Source organism: Botryobacter ruber (genome assembly GCF_003347595.2).
Lineage (GTDB): Bacteria > Bacteroidota > Bacteroidia > Cytophagales > Hymenobacteraceae > Pontibacter > Pontibacter ruber_A.
Genome location: NZ_QCZK02000055.1, coordinates 237,770 through 251,029 on the forward strand (window position 1 = coordinate 237,770; position 13,260 = coordinate 251,029).

Sequence of the window (13,260 nt, forward strand, 5' to 3'; positions counted from 1 at the left end):
CTGTGCTGCATCCGCCATTATTTTTGCAGCCGGCGGGGCTGCCGTCAGCGGTGTTGCTCTTTGAGCCACATCCGCCACTAGAACATGAACTACATCCCACAATTTTATCTCCTTATATAGTCAGGTAAATTCTTGTTTTCAATTCTGATAATTAACAAATATACTAAATTTTTGAGCTTTTGCTTTAGCTGTGGCTATTTGTGCCCGGGTTATTAACTTCACAAAATCGTTTTTTGTGCAGTATTTCCGTTCTGGCTAGCAGAAGGCTCCTCATAAGATAATTTGGGCAAGTTACTAAACGACGCCAAATAAGCATTAATTTTAGGCAATGCTTCGAAAACTACTGTCTCATGCTGCAATTTATGGTTTAGCGGCCCAGGTACCCCGGCTGGCCGGCGTGCTGGCGCTCCCGGTTGTAACACCCTACCTGACACCGGATGACTATGGGGTGGCGGGTGTGGTAATGGCAGTAGCATCCGGGTTAGGATTTTTGCAGTATCTGGGGTTGGGTGTTGTAATGGTAAACAGCTTCGTAAAGTACCCCTTGCGGTATACCTGGATATGGCGGCAAATTAATGGTTTTACCACGCTCTGGACACTGGTTTTCGGATTACTGCTCGGTATTATTTTATATTTTGTTGTTCCGTCGGGGGCTCATGAGAACCGTCTGCAGATAGCGTTACTGTTTGCTGTGCCGGTAATGCTTTTTACAAGTGCAGATATACATGCTAATCTTTTTTGCCAGCTCTCAATGCGGCCGCTGCCGATTGCCATAAAAACTTTTATTGTCGGGTGCCTGGGGGTGGTACTTAATGTTTTTTTTATAAGGTACATGAGGTTAGGCTACATGGGGTGGTTTTATGCAAATTTTGTAGGCGCTGCTGCCGGTTTTTTAATTAGTGCCTACATCGTATATGTACGTCAGAAGCTGTGGCCAATCCTGAATTTTAAATGGTACCGGATTAAAGGCGCTTTACGGGTTGCATTGCCCGTGTTACCTCATAGCATGTCTTTTTTCCTGCTCGATACCTCAGACAGGCTGGTAATGACAGCTCTGCGGGTACCCATTCCATCGATAGGCTTATACAATGTGGCTTCCAACTTCGGAAGCTATTTTCAGGCAGCCAGTGGGGCACTGGTGCAGGCTGCAACGCCCCTGTATGTGGAAAACTACGGACGTACTGGCGATCTTAAGGCTGCCCTGGAGGTGCGGCGGGTAACATTCTTTTTGCAGATTTTATTTTTAGGAGTGACATCGCTTGTCAGTCTTTGGATGAAAGAAATTTTTGAGATTCTGATACGGAATGAGGAATTGCAGCAGGCTTACCCGCTGGCAATTATTATCCTGATGGGGTATAATGCGAGGCCGATGTATTTGGCGGCTATTAATCTACTTGCGGTGCAGGAGCATACTTCAAAACTCTGGAAGGTATCTTTTGTAGCTGGTGCAGGGAACGTTGTATTAAATTTCCTGCTGATTCCGGTTTATGGTTTCCAAGCTGCTGCGTTTACTACTTTTGCTGCCCTGATGTATATGGGGTATTCGGGATACTTTCTGAAAGAGTATAAACAATTGACTTTAGTTAAATACTACCCTGTGCTTTGGTTGTGCATAACTGTGGTGATGCTGGGAGTTGTATTTGAATTATCAGTTTTTGGGCAGTTATATAAAGCCTTTTTTTCTGTTGTATTGGCACTTGCTATGCTAGTTGGAACTTTTGTCATAAAACACCAACACCAGCATTCTGCCTTTAAACTTTAAGTATAGCAGCTTATGAATCATATCTTCTATATCCATAGCTATATTACCTTTTTAGTTGCAAAGACGGTTATCCATATTCAAGACATTCAGAAAAATTTGTGTGTCTTTATGTACGGTAGGGGATTTAGCCCTTCTGAAGAAATAGAGGGTATAAAAGAAATTGTAGTTCCTTACACGCATCATCCTGTTAATTCTTTTTCAATAAAGTATGTGTTCTGGAAAAGCTGGAAAGAATTAGCTGACTTTGATGCGTTTGTACAGAGCCTAACTGCTGGGGCAGACTTTATGCTCTATACCAACCAAACAGGTATAGACTTCATCAGGTTATTTACGTCTCACAAAAACTGTAAGGGATTTTCTTTTTTAGAAGAGGGGATAGCATCGTATCATCCTATTCAGTTTGTAAATAATGTTTTATGTCCAGCAGGGAATTCTACATTTTTTTACAAAGTCTTACTTCTGTTAAATTATAAAGGTAGGCTTACCTTAGGTAAGTGGTTTTATGATCCTGCTTATACCGTTGCTTATGGTGTTACCGAACATGCTTTTCCTGATTATGAAAGAAAAGTACTTTTGCCCTCCCCTTTTATTAACCAATCTAAAGCTCCGGCCTTAAACAATATACTGGTTTTTGATGCTACGGCAGAGTATGGTTTGGTGACAGATGAAAGTATTATCACTGCATTAGCTGAAGCCTTAAATATACTTGTTAAAAGAGGTGTACATGAAATCTGTGTAAAATATCACCCAGATCAGCTGCTTAATTCAAAAACTATGCGGCTCTACAGAAACTTCTTTAAAAGTATTGAGCACAAGATTCGTGTTCAGGAACTCCCACAGGAATTATGTCTTGAGATGATAGCGGGAAACCAAAATTTAGAAGAAGTAAATTTTTATGTTTTTCTCAGTTCGGTGGGATTGTACGCTGGTCTAATGGGTAGAAGTGTTTACTCTTTTGCACAGCTTGTAGTAAAATTCGAGCCTAAATATCAGCAATTAGTTAAAACCTTGCCATCAATTTATACAAAAGTTGTTTCCTTCTGGTCAGATGATGAAAAAAGGGAGGATTGACTCTCCTCCCTCTGCCATGCCTACGGCTTCAGCACCACCTTCATGCAGTTATCTTCTTTCTTGTTAAAGATATCGTACATTTTAGAGGCTTCGCTTAGCGGTACGGTGTGGGTAATGATGTCGTCGAGGACTACTTTCTTCTCCTGCACCAGCGAGATGAGGTGGTCTATGTAGCGGTGCACCCAGGCCTGCCCGCCCATTAATTTAATGCTCTTGTCAAACCATTTGTACAGCGGGAACTTATAGGGCGATCCGTATACACCTACAACGGTTACAGTACCTCCCCTGCGAACAGCAGACAGACATTTTTCGAGTGCTTCCATCGATCCTTTTTCCAACTGCACCACATTCAGTGCTTTGTCCAGTATGCTTCGGTGGGCTTCCATGCCTACTGCGTCCACACAAACATCGGCACCGTAGCCACCGGTCATCTCACGGATAACCTCCACGGCATCTACTTCGGCGGCATTTATTACTTCTGCTTTAGCACTGTTCTGGGCAATCTGCATACGGTAAGGTTGTATATCCACCCCAATCACCCGTTTGGCGCCCTGCAGCCAGGCCGATTTCATGGCCATCACCCCCACAGGACCGCAGCCCCACACTACTACTGTCTCTCCACCTTTCAGATCAGCCCAGTCGATGGCAGACCAGCCGGTCGGGAATATGTCGGTCAGGAACAGGACCTGCTCGTCGGTTAATTCGTCGGGCACTTTTCGGGGGCCATAATCGGCATAAGGAACCCGCACGTACTCTGCCTGTCCGCCGGCATAGCCGCCGTACAAGTCGGTGTAGCCGAATAAGGCAGCTCCCGTTCCTTTTCCAAGAATTACATCACCCTCAGGACCGTAGGTTTTATGGTTTGAATTTTCGCAGTGCGTAGGCAGCTGCATGTTGCAGAAATGGCAGTTGCCGCAGGAGATAGGAAAAGGTACCACCACCCGGTCGCCTTTTTTCAGGTTTGTTACCCCTGAGCCTACCTCTTCTACGATGCCCATGAACTCATGGCCCATCACCATACTTCGGGGTTGTGGCACCATGCCGTTGTAAATATGAAGGTCTGAGCCACAGATGGCGGTGGATGTTACCCGTAGAATCGCATCGCGTGGCTCCTCTATACGCGGATCTTCTACCGTCTCGACACGCATGTCTTTCGGTTTGTGAAATACTACTGCTTTCATAGTTTATATTTGAGGTTAAAGTATTTTGCCCGCTTCCGGGATTATGTGAAGTATGTTTAACGGCTTTACAAGTAAGTTGTTCTGACATGATAATATAGGGTATGTCCAATATTGACTTGCCATAAGTGACGCTATGAAGTGTTTTGTGGCTGCATGAAAAAAATGATCGGGAAATCCAGGATTCAACCTTTCGCTTTTGTTCTGCTCCTGCCACCACAGCCTCTGCTCCTGTTTTTAATCAGATTTACGGGATCAGGTGCTATTAATGGAAAACCTGTACTTTTGTAGCTGTTCCAGGAATAAGAGGATATGAATACAGCGTGGTTTTATCTGGTGCTTGCCGGGATCTGTGAGATCGGGTGGGCTTTTGGCTTGAAGTACAGCGAAGGATTTACAAAGCCGGTGGCAAGTGTGGTTACCGTGGTTGTGATGATACTGAGCTTTGTGTTGTTGGCGCAGGCGATGAAAACATTGCCGCTTGGCACTGCCTACGCCATCTGGACAGGTATTGGAGCTGCGGGTACAGCCATATTGGGTATCTTTATTTTAGGAGAACCAAAAGACCTGATGCGCATCCTGTGCTTGCTGATGATCGTGGCGGGAGTTGTCGGGCTGAAGTTCTTTTCAGAGAGCCAATAGGGGAAGTTAGAGAGTTAGAGAGTTTAGGAGTTTGAGAGGTAGAAAAGTAGAGAGGTTAGGATTTTGTGGGGGGGGAAGATTTTCAACCCTATCACAAACCACATACAAACTTAATCCTGTAAATTCTAAAATTCTGTAAATCCTGGTTCAGACAAAAAAATCCTTTCTGCTCCTGCCTCCATTGCTTCTGCTGTTTGTCTGAACCGTTGATTTACGGTGATTATTTTGATTTCTGTGATTTTATGTTTGTCTGAATCAGGATTTACAGAATTTTAGGATTTTCAGGATTAGGTTTGTCTGAACAAGATTAAGATGATTTAAGGAATAACAGGTCTGGGTTTGTTTGTGGTTCGTGCAGGAGACGCGAGCACCTCGTCTCTACAGATCACAATGCCCAACGCTCTAACTTTCTGTGCTGCTGTTACAGGGTTGAAAATCTTCAACCCCTACAAAATTCCTACCTCTTTACCTTTCTACCTCTCTAACTTTCTAACTCCCAAACTCCCAAACTTTCAAACTTACTGCAGCAGGTAGGCATCCATTTTATCTTTAGTAAAGAGGTAGATATGCCGGTCAGCTACCAGCGCCGATACGTAGGCTGGGGTAGGAGGCAGGGTAATGCTTCGGGTCTGCTGCTTGTAGAGGTCGTAAAAAATAAGTTGTCCGTCTTTTACAAAGTACAGTTCATTTCCCAGGAAATTGATGTAGGAAAGCCCTGTGAAAGGAAGCTTTGTTTTGTAGTTGCCCAGGTTGTCGAACACGAAAATGCCGCCGTTGGTATCGAGCAGGTAAAGCATGTTCTGGTACTCGCGCAACAGCCTGATATCAAAGCGTTCCTTGTCGAGGATAAGCCCGATGGGGGTTTCGACGGTTAGTTTCTGGTAGCGCAGGTCCAGCTTGCTGAGCGTGAAATTGGTTTCGCTGAAAAGCCAGAAGCTGTCGTCGCTGGCGAGGGTGGCGGCTGTTACGGTGCCCGGGAAATCAAAATCGGTAAGCGAGGCGCTGGTAATTGGTCGTAAAAACCGGTCGAGCAGCAGGATTTCCTGTTTGTCTCCGTAAAAAACAAACACCTTCATCGGGTTCCAGGCTTCGATGGTGGTTGGCCTGCTATGCGCCGGTGGTGAATAGGTGAAAACTGCCCGCCCCAGCGAATCGAGGGTATAGAGGTTGCGCCTGGGGCCCAGCAGGTAAACACTGCCCCTGCGGTCGATGGAAATGGTGGTGGGAGAACTGATGCCTACGCTGTGGCTGTATACCAGTTGCTTCTCGGGTTGTTGCGCAAATCCGGGTGCCGCAGCCAATGCAAACAGCAGCAAAAGAAACAGGATGTACAGTGGGCTAGTTTTCAAAATGCATCAGTTTTAATGATTCTCCGTCATATACGGCATACGAGCAAAAATTGACCCATTCTCCTAAATTCACATAACGGCTTTTATCGCCTATGGGCAGGTCGAGGGGGAGGTGCCGGTGCCCGAATACGTAATAGTCGTGGTGCTGGGCTGCTTCTACTTCTTTGGCATACTGCACCAGCCACTCGTCGTCGCCTAAAAAGGCCTCGTCTTTTTCATTATTACTGATGCGGCTCCGCCGCGACCAGGAATTGGCAATCCCGATGCCTGTGTTGGGATGAATCCGGGCGAAAAGCCATTGGCACAGTTTGTTGCTGAACACCCGCTTCAGTAGCTTATAGGTATGGTCGCCGGGGCCAAGGCCGTCGCCGTGGCCAATATAAAAAGTTTTACCGCCCAGCGTAGTAGAAATAGGCTCCCGGTAGATGGGGATATTCAGTTCTTTTGTGAAATAGTCGAACATCCACATGTCGTGGTTGCCCGTGAAAAACATAACCGGTATGCCGGCATCCGTTAATTCCGCCAGCTTGCCCTGCAGCCGGATAAAGCCTCTCGGGATGGCGTGTTTATATTCAAACCAGAAGTCGAAAATATCGCCCACCAGAAAGATGGCCTGCGCATCCTGTTTAATCTCATCGAGCCAGCGTACTATTTTTAGCTCACGCGCTTTGCTTGTTTCAGCATCAGGTGTGCCTAAATGAAAATCGGAAGCGAAATAAACTTTTTTGCCAGGCGCAAGCGCTTTAATGCGGAATGTCATCGATCAGGAAAAGTACTAATTGTTTCGGACCATGCGCCCCCTGTACCAGTGTTTTCTCGATATCAGCCGTACGGCTTGGGCCACTTACCAGCGACAGCATGGAAGGGAAGTTGTCTTTATGCCTTTCGCGCACCAGCTGCAGACCGTCTTTAATATCGGGTACCAGCTGGCTGGCCGTAGCCACCACAATGTGCATGGCCGGGTAAATATTGAGCCTTCTGCCACTGGAGTTTGCCGAACTGATCAGGATACTGCCTGTGCGGGTAATGAGCGCTTCGCAGGTGGTAAGCCCGGCCTCTGCATCTGCAATAAAGTTTTCTTCGTCATGCAGGAAGTCTATGCCGGCATGGTACAGGATTTTTTGCAGGTTTGGCTCCCAGACAAAGAAGTTGTTGATATTGTTTTCTTTTTTGAAGACAAAAAGCTGATCGAAAAAGTCTTCTTCCGATTCGCAGTAGAAAAACAGGCCGCTGTTGCGTAAAAAGTTTTCTGCAAACTGAATGGAAGTATCTTCTGACGGTGCCGGATGCAGCGGAGAGGTAAAGTCAGGTGTAGGAGGCAGAAAAGGCGCTGACAAAGCCAGCGCCTCTCTTACTCTTCTTAATACTATTTCTTTAGATTTTGCTTCGTACATACGTTATGTATCAAGCGGTTTTTGAATTTACCGTGTTGTCACTCTTAGCGGAAGTGTTGCTGTCGTTTATCGGAGTACCTTGTTCAGCTTTTTTTACTTTTGGCTGCTTCTCATTTTCCAGCAGGAGTTGTTCCTCCTGTTCCACCTCGCTCAGGGTTTTGCTTCTGTCGGTACCGGCGGTGTGGGCCTGGTACGTAGTCAGGGCATCAAACGGGCGCGGACCAACAAGGCGCTCCAGGTCGTTTTGGAACAGAATCTCTTTCTCCAGAAGCTCCTTCGCTACGATCTCCAGTTCCTGGCGCTTATCCGATAGTAACTGCTTGGTTCGCTGGTAAGCAGCGTCTATAATGCTTCGTACCTCGGTATCAATGGTTTCGGCAGTAGCTTCGGAATATGGCTTGTTGAATGAATAGTCGGAGTTCTGCTTTGAGTCGTAAAACGAAACGTTCCCGATTTTAGCGTTCATGCCATACATGGTCACGATGCTGTAAGCCATTTTGGTAATGCGCTCCAGGTCGCTTAAAGCGCCTGTCGAGATTTTTCCGAATACCAATTCCTCGGCAGCGCGTCCGCCCAGCGCCATGCACATTTCGTCTATCAGCTGCTCAGTTGTGTACAGGAACTGTTCCTTTGGCAGATACTGCGCATACCCTAATGCGGCTACACCACGGGGTACAATGCTTACTTTTACCAATGGGTCGGCGTGCTCCAGGAACCAGCCGGCTATAGCATGGCCCGCTTCGTGGTAAGCTACAATCTGCTTCTCCTGTGGCGAAATGATCTTGTTTTTCTTTTCCAGACCACCGATTACACGGTCGATGGCATCGTTGAAGTCCTGCTGGTCTACTGCCTTTTTGTTGCGACGGGCGGCAATCAGGGCTGCTTCGTTACAAACGTTGGCGATTTCGGCGCCGGCAAAGCCAGGAGTCTGAGCGGCCAGGTTCTTGGCGTTTACATCGGCAGCCAGCGTTAACGGTTTCAGGTGTACATTAAATATTTCGGTACGACCGTTAATGTCGGGCTTGTCAATGCTGATCTGGCGGTCGAAACGGCCCGGGCGAAGCAGGGCAGAGTCCAAAGTGTCGGGGCGGTTAGTAGCGGCCAGGATAATAACACCAGAGTCTGTGGCAAAGCCATCCATTTCAACGAGGAGTGAGTTCAGCGTATTCTCGCGTTCATCGTTTCCGCCTGGTTGTGCACCGCGGCTACGGTGGCGGCCAATAGCATCAATTTCGTCAATAAAAATGATACAAGGCGCTTTTGCTTTTGCCTGCTTAAAGAGGTCGCGCACACGGGCAGCACCTACTCCCACAAACATCTCCACAAAGTCAGAACCTGAAAGCGAGAAGAACGGAACGTCTGCTTCGCCGGCTACTGCTTTAGCCAAAAGGGTTTTACCGGTTCCCGGAGGGCCTACCAGCAAGGCGCCTTTGGGTATCTTACCACCCAGAATAGTGAACTTAGAAGGATTTTTCAGGAACTCAACGATTTCCTGGATTTCTTCTTTTGCTTCTTCCAGTCCGGCTACATCTTTAAAAGTGATTTTTACTTTATTTTCGGCATCAAACAAGGCAGCTTTAGATTTCCCGATGTTAAAAATCTGGCCTCCTGCTCCACCTGATGTTACACGGCGCATCAGGAACCAGAAGCCAAAAAGCACCAGCAGCAGGAATCCCCAGGTGGAGAATACGTCCATGAAGCCGGTGCGGGTAACTACCTTATAAGGTATCCGCTGTTCTTTTGGAAGATTTGCCTGCAGTGCATCCAGGTCTTTTTTAAATATCTCAGCCGAAACAACGGTAAAATGATAATGAGGGCCTTCGCCTATGGTAAAAGAACCTCTTTCGTTCAGTTCTGACTTGTACTTTTCGTTATCCAGGGCTTCCTTCTTCAGGTAAACCTCTACCAGCTTGTCGTTCACGATATCCACGCGTTGGACATCGTTGCTCAGTAGCATTTCTTCAAAGGCCTGCTGGTTTGTTTCCTTTGAGGCGCTGCTTTTGTTTAACCAGGTTAGTCCGAAGATAAGCAGAATGAGCACAGCCAGCATCCACAACTGCATGGTAGGGCGTGGAGGCGTGGTCGGGATCATCGGCTTTTTCTTTCTATTCCCTTTATTATTATTTTCTGCCATGAATGTTTATTTACTATAAGATAAAAACACCCAGCCTTACGTTTTTGTTTGGCTGAATCGGTTATTCTGATTTTATATGCTCGATGCGGGCGTCGCCCCAGAGTTCTTCCAGCGCATAGAACTCGCGCTTGTCTTTCAGGAAGATATGTGCGACCACGTCTACATAATCTAACAATACCCACTCTTTGTTTATGCGGCCTTCGCTCTGCCAGGGGTTCTGGTGTATGGCCTTATAAACTTCTTCTTCTATGGAGGTTGCGATAGCGTCAAGTTGTGTGTCGGAGGTGGCTGATGCTATAACGAAATAGTCTGAGACGGCATTTTTAAGCGATTTGAGGTTCATTACGACAATATCAGACGCCTTCTTTTCCTGCATGCCTTTTACTACAAGTTCTGCCAATATGTCCGAATTAGCCTCAACCTTGGTTTCTTTCATTTGTGATTCTTAAATTTGATATACAAAAGTATTAAATTTTGATAACTATATGCTGCCTGATACATTGTTTATGGGCCAGCAGCTGTATTTTTTGCCGGAGTGTGAATCTACCAACGCAGAGGCCCAATTGCTTCTTAACAAAAATGAAGCCACAGAGGGTTGTGTAGTACTTACGGCAAAACAAACCAAAGGTCGCGGGCAGCGCGGAAACAGTTGGGAAGCAGCACCTGGTAAAAACATTACACTCTCCGTAATTTTGTCACCTTCGTTCCTGGCTGTCAGGCACCAGTTTTATCTTAACATTGCTGTTGCATTGGGTGTGCTGGACCTGCTGCACGAACTGGGGTTAGCAACGGCTACCATTAAATGGCCCAACGACCTGTTTGTCGAAGATAAGAAACTTGGCGGGATTTTAATTGAAAATACCATTAACAGCCTATGCCTACAACATAGTATTATCGGAATTGGTTTAAATGTGAACCAGCTTCGTTTTAGTTATCCTGCCGCAACCTCCATCGCCAGTGTGCTGCAACAGGAGTTGGATGTGCAGGTGCTGGTAAAACGGCTGCTGGAACTGCTGGAAAAACGCTATCTGCAGCTAAGGGCGGGGCAACATGACCGTTTAAAGTACGCGTACCTGCAACGGCTCTTCCGCTTCCAGGAAAGGCACCTGTTCGAAGTTGCCGGTAAGCAGGTTGCAGGTCAGATTATCGGGGTGCGCGAAACGGGCGAGCTGGCTGTGGAGATGGAGCAGAAACTCCACTATTTTGGCTTTAAAGAAATAAAATATCTTATCTGACAGGTGTCCGGTGGTCTGCAGCACCTGCCTCCATTGCCACAGCACCTCCTTGCTGCCGATAAAGTTGCATTTTTCGCTCCTGCAGGTTTTCTGCTCCTGCCACCACAGCCTCTGCTGTTGCGGGCAACTCATTCAGGCGGTAAAACAGTTAAATGTGCCGGTTTCTTTAGTAAAGCTGGCGGTGGACAGGGAGCAGCAAAAAAAGGAGCGGCCGATGCAGCCGCTCCTTACTTGATCCAGATATATACTTAATTTTTTTATTCTATTTTATTAATAGTTTCTGCGTTTCCACCTTGTGCTCTCCCTGAACTTTTACCAGGTACAGGCCTTTTGCTAACTTCAACTCTGTCAGCGAAACGTTTAGCTCGTTGTCGCCTGACGAGATCAGTTTTTCATATACCTTGCGTCCGTTCATGTCGGTTAAGCTTACTAGTAGTGCTTTTTTGCCAACCTGTGCCTGGTCAAGGGTAATGGTGACGTTGTCGCCTGTTACCGGGTTAGGATAGATGGTCATGCTGCTGGCGGCTGTTGCAGAACTGGTGCTTTCCAGGGCTATCACCTTGCTTAAGGCAGAAGTTCCGTCGGAATCTACCTGTCTTAATCTGTAGTAGTTGATGCCACGGGCTGCAGCCTTGTCGGTGTAAGCGTAGCTTAGTTTAGTTGATGAGTTACCCGCGCCCTTCACGGAGCCAATGGTAGTGTACTCCTTGCCATCTGAACTGCGTTGCACCTCAAACCTGTCGTTGTTTGTCTCGGTGGCTGTTGTCCAGGTTAATTCTATGCCGCCTGGAGTTGCTTTGCCGTCAAAGGAAGACAGTTCCACTGGGAGTGGTGTGATTGGTGTGCGGTCGCAGGTTGTGGTGTTGAAGCCGGTACCGCCGATACCCAGAAAATCTGCAGTAAACACACCTATGTTGTAAAAGGGGAACACTTCAAAGTTAGCAGTTGGAATTGTGAAAGCGAATATATCCGAATCGAATCCCGAGTAGTCGCCAGGAATTCTTTCGTATAATATTTCTGGAGTTATTGTTGGGTCATCTGCTCCGATTACAAATACATTGTAAGTGGGAGTGGTGAGTGCAACAACCGACTCAGGGGCGCCTAGTATACCAAAAGTGACCAATTGCATCGGAGATGCTGTTAAGTTTTTGATCCTGAAGCGTAAGGTACTTGTATTATCTGCGTTTGGTGTTGCTCCCAGGAAAGTATACACAAAGTCACCTGTTTCGTCCAGAATAACACAATCGTATGCAGCGCATTGCACAATATTCGATGTGCTGATATAACTGGCATCACCGTCTTCTGTTACCACTGTAAACTCAAATGAGCGATCTGCCAGCCAGGTAGCAGTAGAAATTGTAAAAGCCAATACATCTTCTTCCATACCAGTTGAAGTTGCCGAGTTCACCTTTGTGTAGGTAACAGTCTGGTTGTTTTCTATTTCAGGATACCAAAGGTAGATAAAGCCGTACTGTCCCAGGTCGTTTATTGGCGATACCGATAAGTGGGATGCACGGGTTCCTGACTTAACCTGAACAAAATCAATTGGTGAAGAGCTGTTGTTTTGAATTTTGAAGCGTACGCGTGTCAGGTTGCCATTAGGGCCTTGTCCAGGTGTCGCGTCTATAAAGCCGTAGGAAGCGTTGCCGTTATCTGATGTAGATGTACAGACAGGTTCGGGTATCTCAGCTTCGTTGGTACAGCCTTTCGGGTTCAAACAAACGGTAAAATTGTAGGGGCCGCCGCTCATGGTGGTGTATTGGAAGTTCATGTTGTTGAACTGGTCGAGCGGAATAGTGTACTGGAATACGTCCGACAAGCCATTCCTGAATGAGCCTTGTGTACTGTCTGAAGCAGTAAATTGTATAAACGGATAAACCGGGCTACCGACGCTGGTGCCAAAGGACTGGGTGTAGGTAAAGCCGGTATTGCCATTTTGTGCCCCGGTGGGAGTGATTCCTTCCGGTAACTGGAATAATACAGAACTAAATGGTATATCGCATTTTGCAGTTACTGTAAATGTTAACTTTGCTGTGTTGTTAGCGACATCTGGCAATACGCCTGAGTACTTTATGGTAAAGCACTCGCTCTCCAGAACCACGCAACCGTTGTCATCTGTAGGTAATGGTAGCTGGGCAGATGCTTGAAGAACGGTTGCAAAGAAAAACGTGAACAGAAGTAAGTATGATTTCATGACATTGCAGTTTTAAATATGGATTGCGCACGATGTTAAAAGCTCATTTTGCGCTATTTTATGAGCCTGTCTTAAAAGCCATTATACTCGATACCTTTTCTGGCACAGTTCACTTGTGCTGAGTTTTGTGACTCAGTGATTGTGAGGCAGGATATTTTCTGCTTTAGAAAATGTAGGGTGGCTTACACACTGCTACTTAAGCAGAAAATGTGTATCGCACAGGGGTGTATTGTGTTTTACTTATATGGTTAAATTTTATCAGGTTGATTAAATTAAATTACTGTTACTATTAATACGTTTT

11 protein-coding genes are annotated in these 13,260 nt (G+C 46.3%); 4 read left to right on the forward strand and 7 right to left on the reverse strand.

All coding sequences use genetic code 11. From position 1 onward, the window contains the following. Positions 1-328 precede the first annotated feature (328 nt). Together DCW36_RS19245 and DCW36_RS19250 are read left to right on the forward strand one after the other, a co-directional pair. Positions 329-1,762, forward strand: a complete 1,434-nt coding sequence (locus tag DCW36_RS19245) for a lipopolysaccharide biosynthesis protein (protein ID WP_125185155.1) — start codon at positions 329-331, stop codon at positions 1,760-1,762. 12 nt (positions 1,763-1,774) lie between these two features. Then, a complete protein-coding gene (locus tag DCW36_RS19250; protein ID WP_114778384.1) occupies positions 1,775-2,833 on the forward strand; it encodes a hypothetical protein in 1,059 nt (352 codons plus the stop codon). Positions 2,834-2,853: 20 nt separating this feature from the next. On the opposite strand, the gene DCW36_RS19255 is transcribed toward DCW36_RS19250, so the two are convergent. Further along, on the reverse strand, positions 2,854-4,014 hold the full coding sequence (locus DCW36_RS19255; protein ID WP_114778385.1) for a zinc-dependent alcohol dehydrogenase: 1,161 nt from the start codon (positions 4,012-4,014) through the stop codon (positions 2,854-2,856). 309 nt (positions 4,015-4,323) lie between these two features. Here DCW36_RS19255 and sugE point away from each other — a divergent pair, with 309 nt between their 5' ends. After that, the gene (gene sugE / locus DCW36_RS19260; protein ID WP_114778386.1) at positions 4,324-4,653 is read left to right on the forward strand and encodes a quaternary ammonium compound efflux SMR transporter SugE; all 330 of its coding nucleotides are present in this window, start codon (positions 4,324-4,326) and stop codon (positions 4,651-4,653) included. Between the two features lie 518 nt (positions 4,654-5,171). On the opposite strand, the gene DCW36_RS19265 is transcribed toward sugE, so the two are convergent. The 5 genes from DCW36_RS19265 to rsfS form a co-directional block, all read right to left on the reverse strand. Then, on the reverse strand, positions 5,172-6,002 hold the full coding sequence (locus DCW36_RS19265) for a hypothetical protein (RefSeq protein WP_114778387.1): 831 nt from the start codon (positions 6,000-6,002) through the stop codon (positions 5,172-5,174). Then, on the reverse strand, positions 5,992-6,762 hold the full coding sequence (locus DCW36_RS19270) for a UDP-2,3-diacylglucosamine diphosphatase (RefSeq protein ID WP_114778388.1): 771 nt from the start codon (positions 6,760-6,762) through the stop codon (positions 5,992-5,994). Before DCW36_RS19270 ends, DCW36_RS19265 begins: the two co-directional genes overlap by 11 nt. Further along, positions 6,746-7,396 (reverse strand): LutC/YkgG family protein, encoded by a 651-nt coding sequence (locus DCW36_RS19275; protein ID WP_114778389.1) that lies wholly within the window; start codon positions 7,394-7,396, stop codon positions 6,746-6,748. The genes DCW36_RS19270 and DCW36_RS19275 overlap by 17 nt, the downstream gene beginning before the upstream one ends. Before the next feature lie 10 nt (positions 7,397-7,406). Next, the gene (gene ftsH, locus DCW36_RS19280; RefSeq protein WP_114778390.1) at positions 7,407-9,530 is read right to left on the reverse strand and encodes an ATP-dependent zinc metalloprotease FtsH; all 2,124 of its coding nucleotides are present in this window, start codon (positions 9,528-9,530) and stop codon (positions 7,407-7,409) included. A 61-nt stretch (positions 9,531-9,591) separates the two neighbouring features. Then, positions 9,592-9,966: a ribosome silencing factor gene (gene rsfS / locus DCW36_RS19285; protein ID WP_114778391.1), complete on the reverse strand. Its 375-nt coding sequence runs from the start codon at positions 9,964-9,966 to the stop codon at positions 9,592-9,594. Between the two features lie 49 nt (positions 9,967-10,015). Here rsfS and DCW36_RS19290 point away from each other — a divergent pair, with 49 nt between their 5' ends. Further along, entirely contained in the window at positions 10,016-10,765 is a 750-nt protein-coding gene (locus DCW36_RS19290; RefSeq protein WP_114778392.1) for a biotin--[acetyl-CoA-carboxylase] ligase, read from the forward strand. Positions 10,766-11,027: 262 nt separating this feature from the next. On the opposite strand, the gene DCW36_RS19295 is transcribed toward DCW36_RS19290, so the two are convergent. Then, entirely contained in the window at positions 11,028-12,959 is a 1,932-nt protein-coding gene (locus DCW36_RS19295) for a T9SS type A sorting domain-containing protein (protein WP_114778394.1), read from the reverse strand. Positions 12,960-13,260: the final 301 nt, after the last annotated feature.

What these genes read in the sequence shown, in the direction of transcription:
- DCW36_RS19245 (WP_125185155.1), top strand. Translation starts at nt 329, where the DNA reads ATGCTTCGAAAACTACTGTCTCATGCTGCAATTTATGGTTTAGCGGCC.
- DCW36_RS19250 (WP_114778384.1), top strand. Translation starts at nt 1,775, where the DNA reads ATGAATCATATCTTCTATATCCATAGCTATATTACCTTTTTAGTTGCA.
- DCW36_RS19255 (WP_114778385.1), bottom strand. Translation starts at nt 4,014, where the DNA reads ATGAAAGCAGTAGTATTTCACAAACCGAAAGACATGCGTGTCGAGACG.
- sugE (WP_114778386.1), top strand. Translation starts at nt 4,324, where the DNA reads ATGAATACAGCGTGGTTTTATCTGGTGCTTGCCGGGATCTGTGAGATC.
- DCW36_RS19270 (WP_114778388.1), bottom strand. Translation starts at nt 6,762, where the DNA reads ATGACATTCCGCATTAAAGCGCTTGCGCCTGGCAAAAAAGTTTATTTC.
- DCW36_RS19275 (WP_114778389.1), bottom strand. Translation starts at nt 7,396, where the DNA reads ATGTACGAAGCAAAATCTAAAGAAATAGTATTAAGAAGAGTAAGAGAG.
- ftsH (WP_114778390.1), bottom strand. Translation starts at nt 9,530, where the DNA reads ATGGCAGAAAATAATAATAAAGGGAATAGAAAGAAAAAGCCGATGATC.
- rsfS (WP_114778391.1), bottom strand. Translation starts at nt 9,966, where the DNA reads ATGAAAGAAACCAAGGTTGAGGCTAATTCGGACATATTGGCAGAACTT.
- DCW36_RS19290 (WP_114778392.1), top strand. Translation starts at nt 10,016, where the DNA reads ATGCTGCCTGATACATTGTTTATGGGCCAGCAGCTGTATTTTTTGCCG.
- DCW36_RS19295 (WP_114778394.1), bottom strand. Translation starts at nt 12,959, where the DNA reads ATGAAATCATACTTACTTCTGTTCACGTTTTTCTTTGCAACCGTTCTT.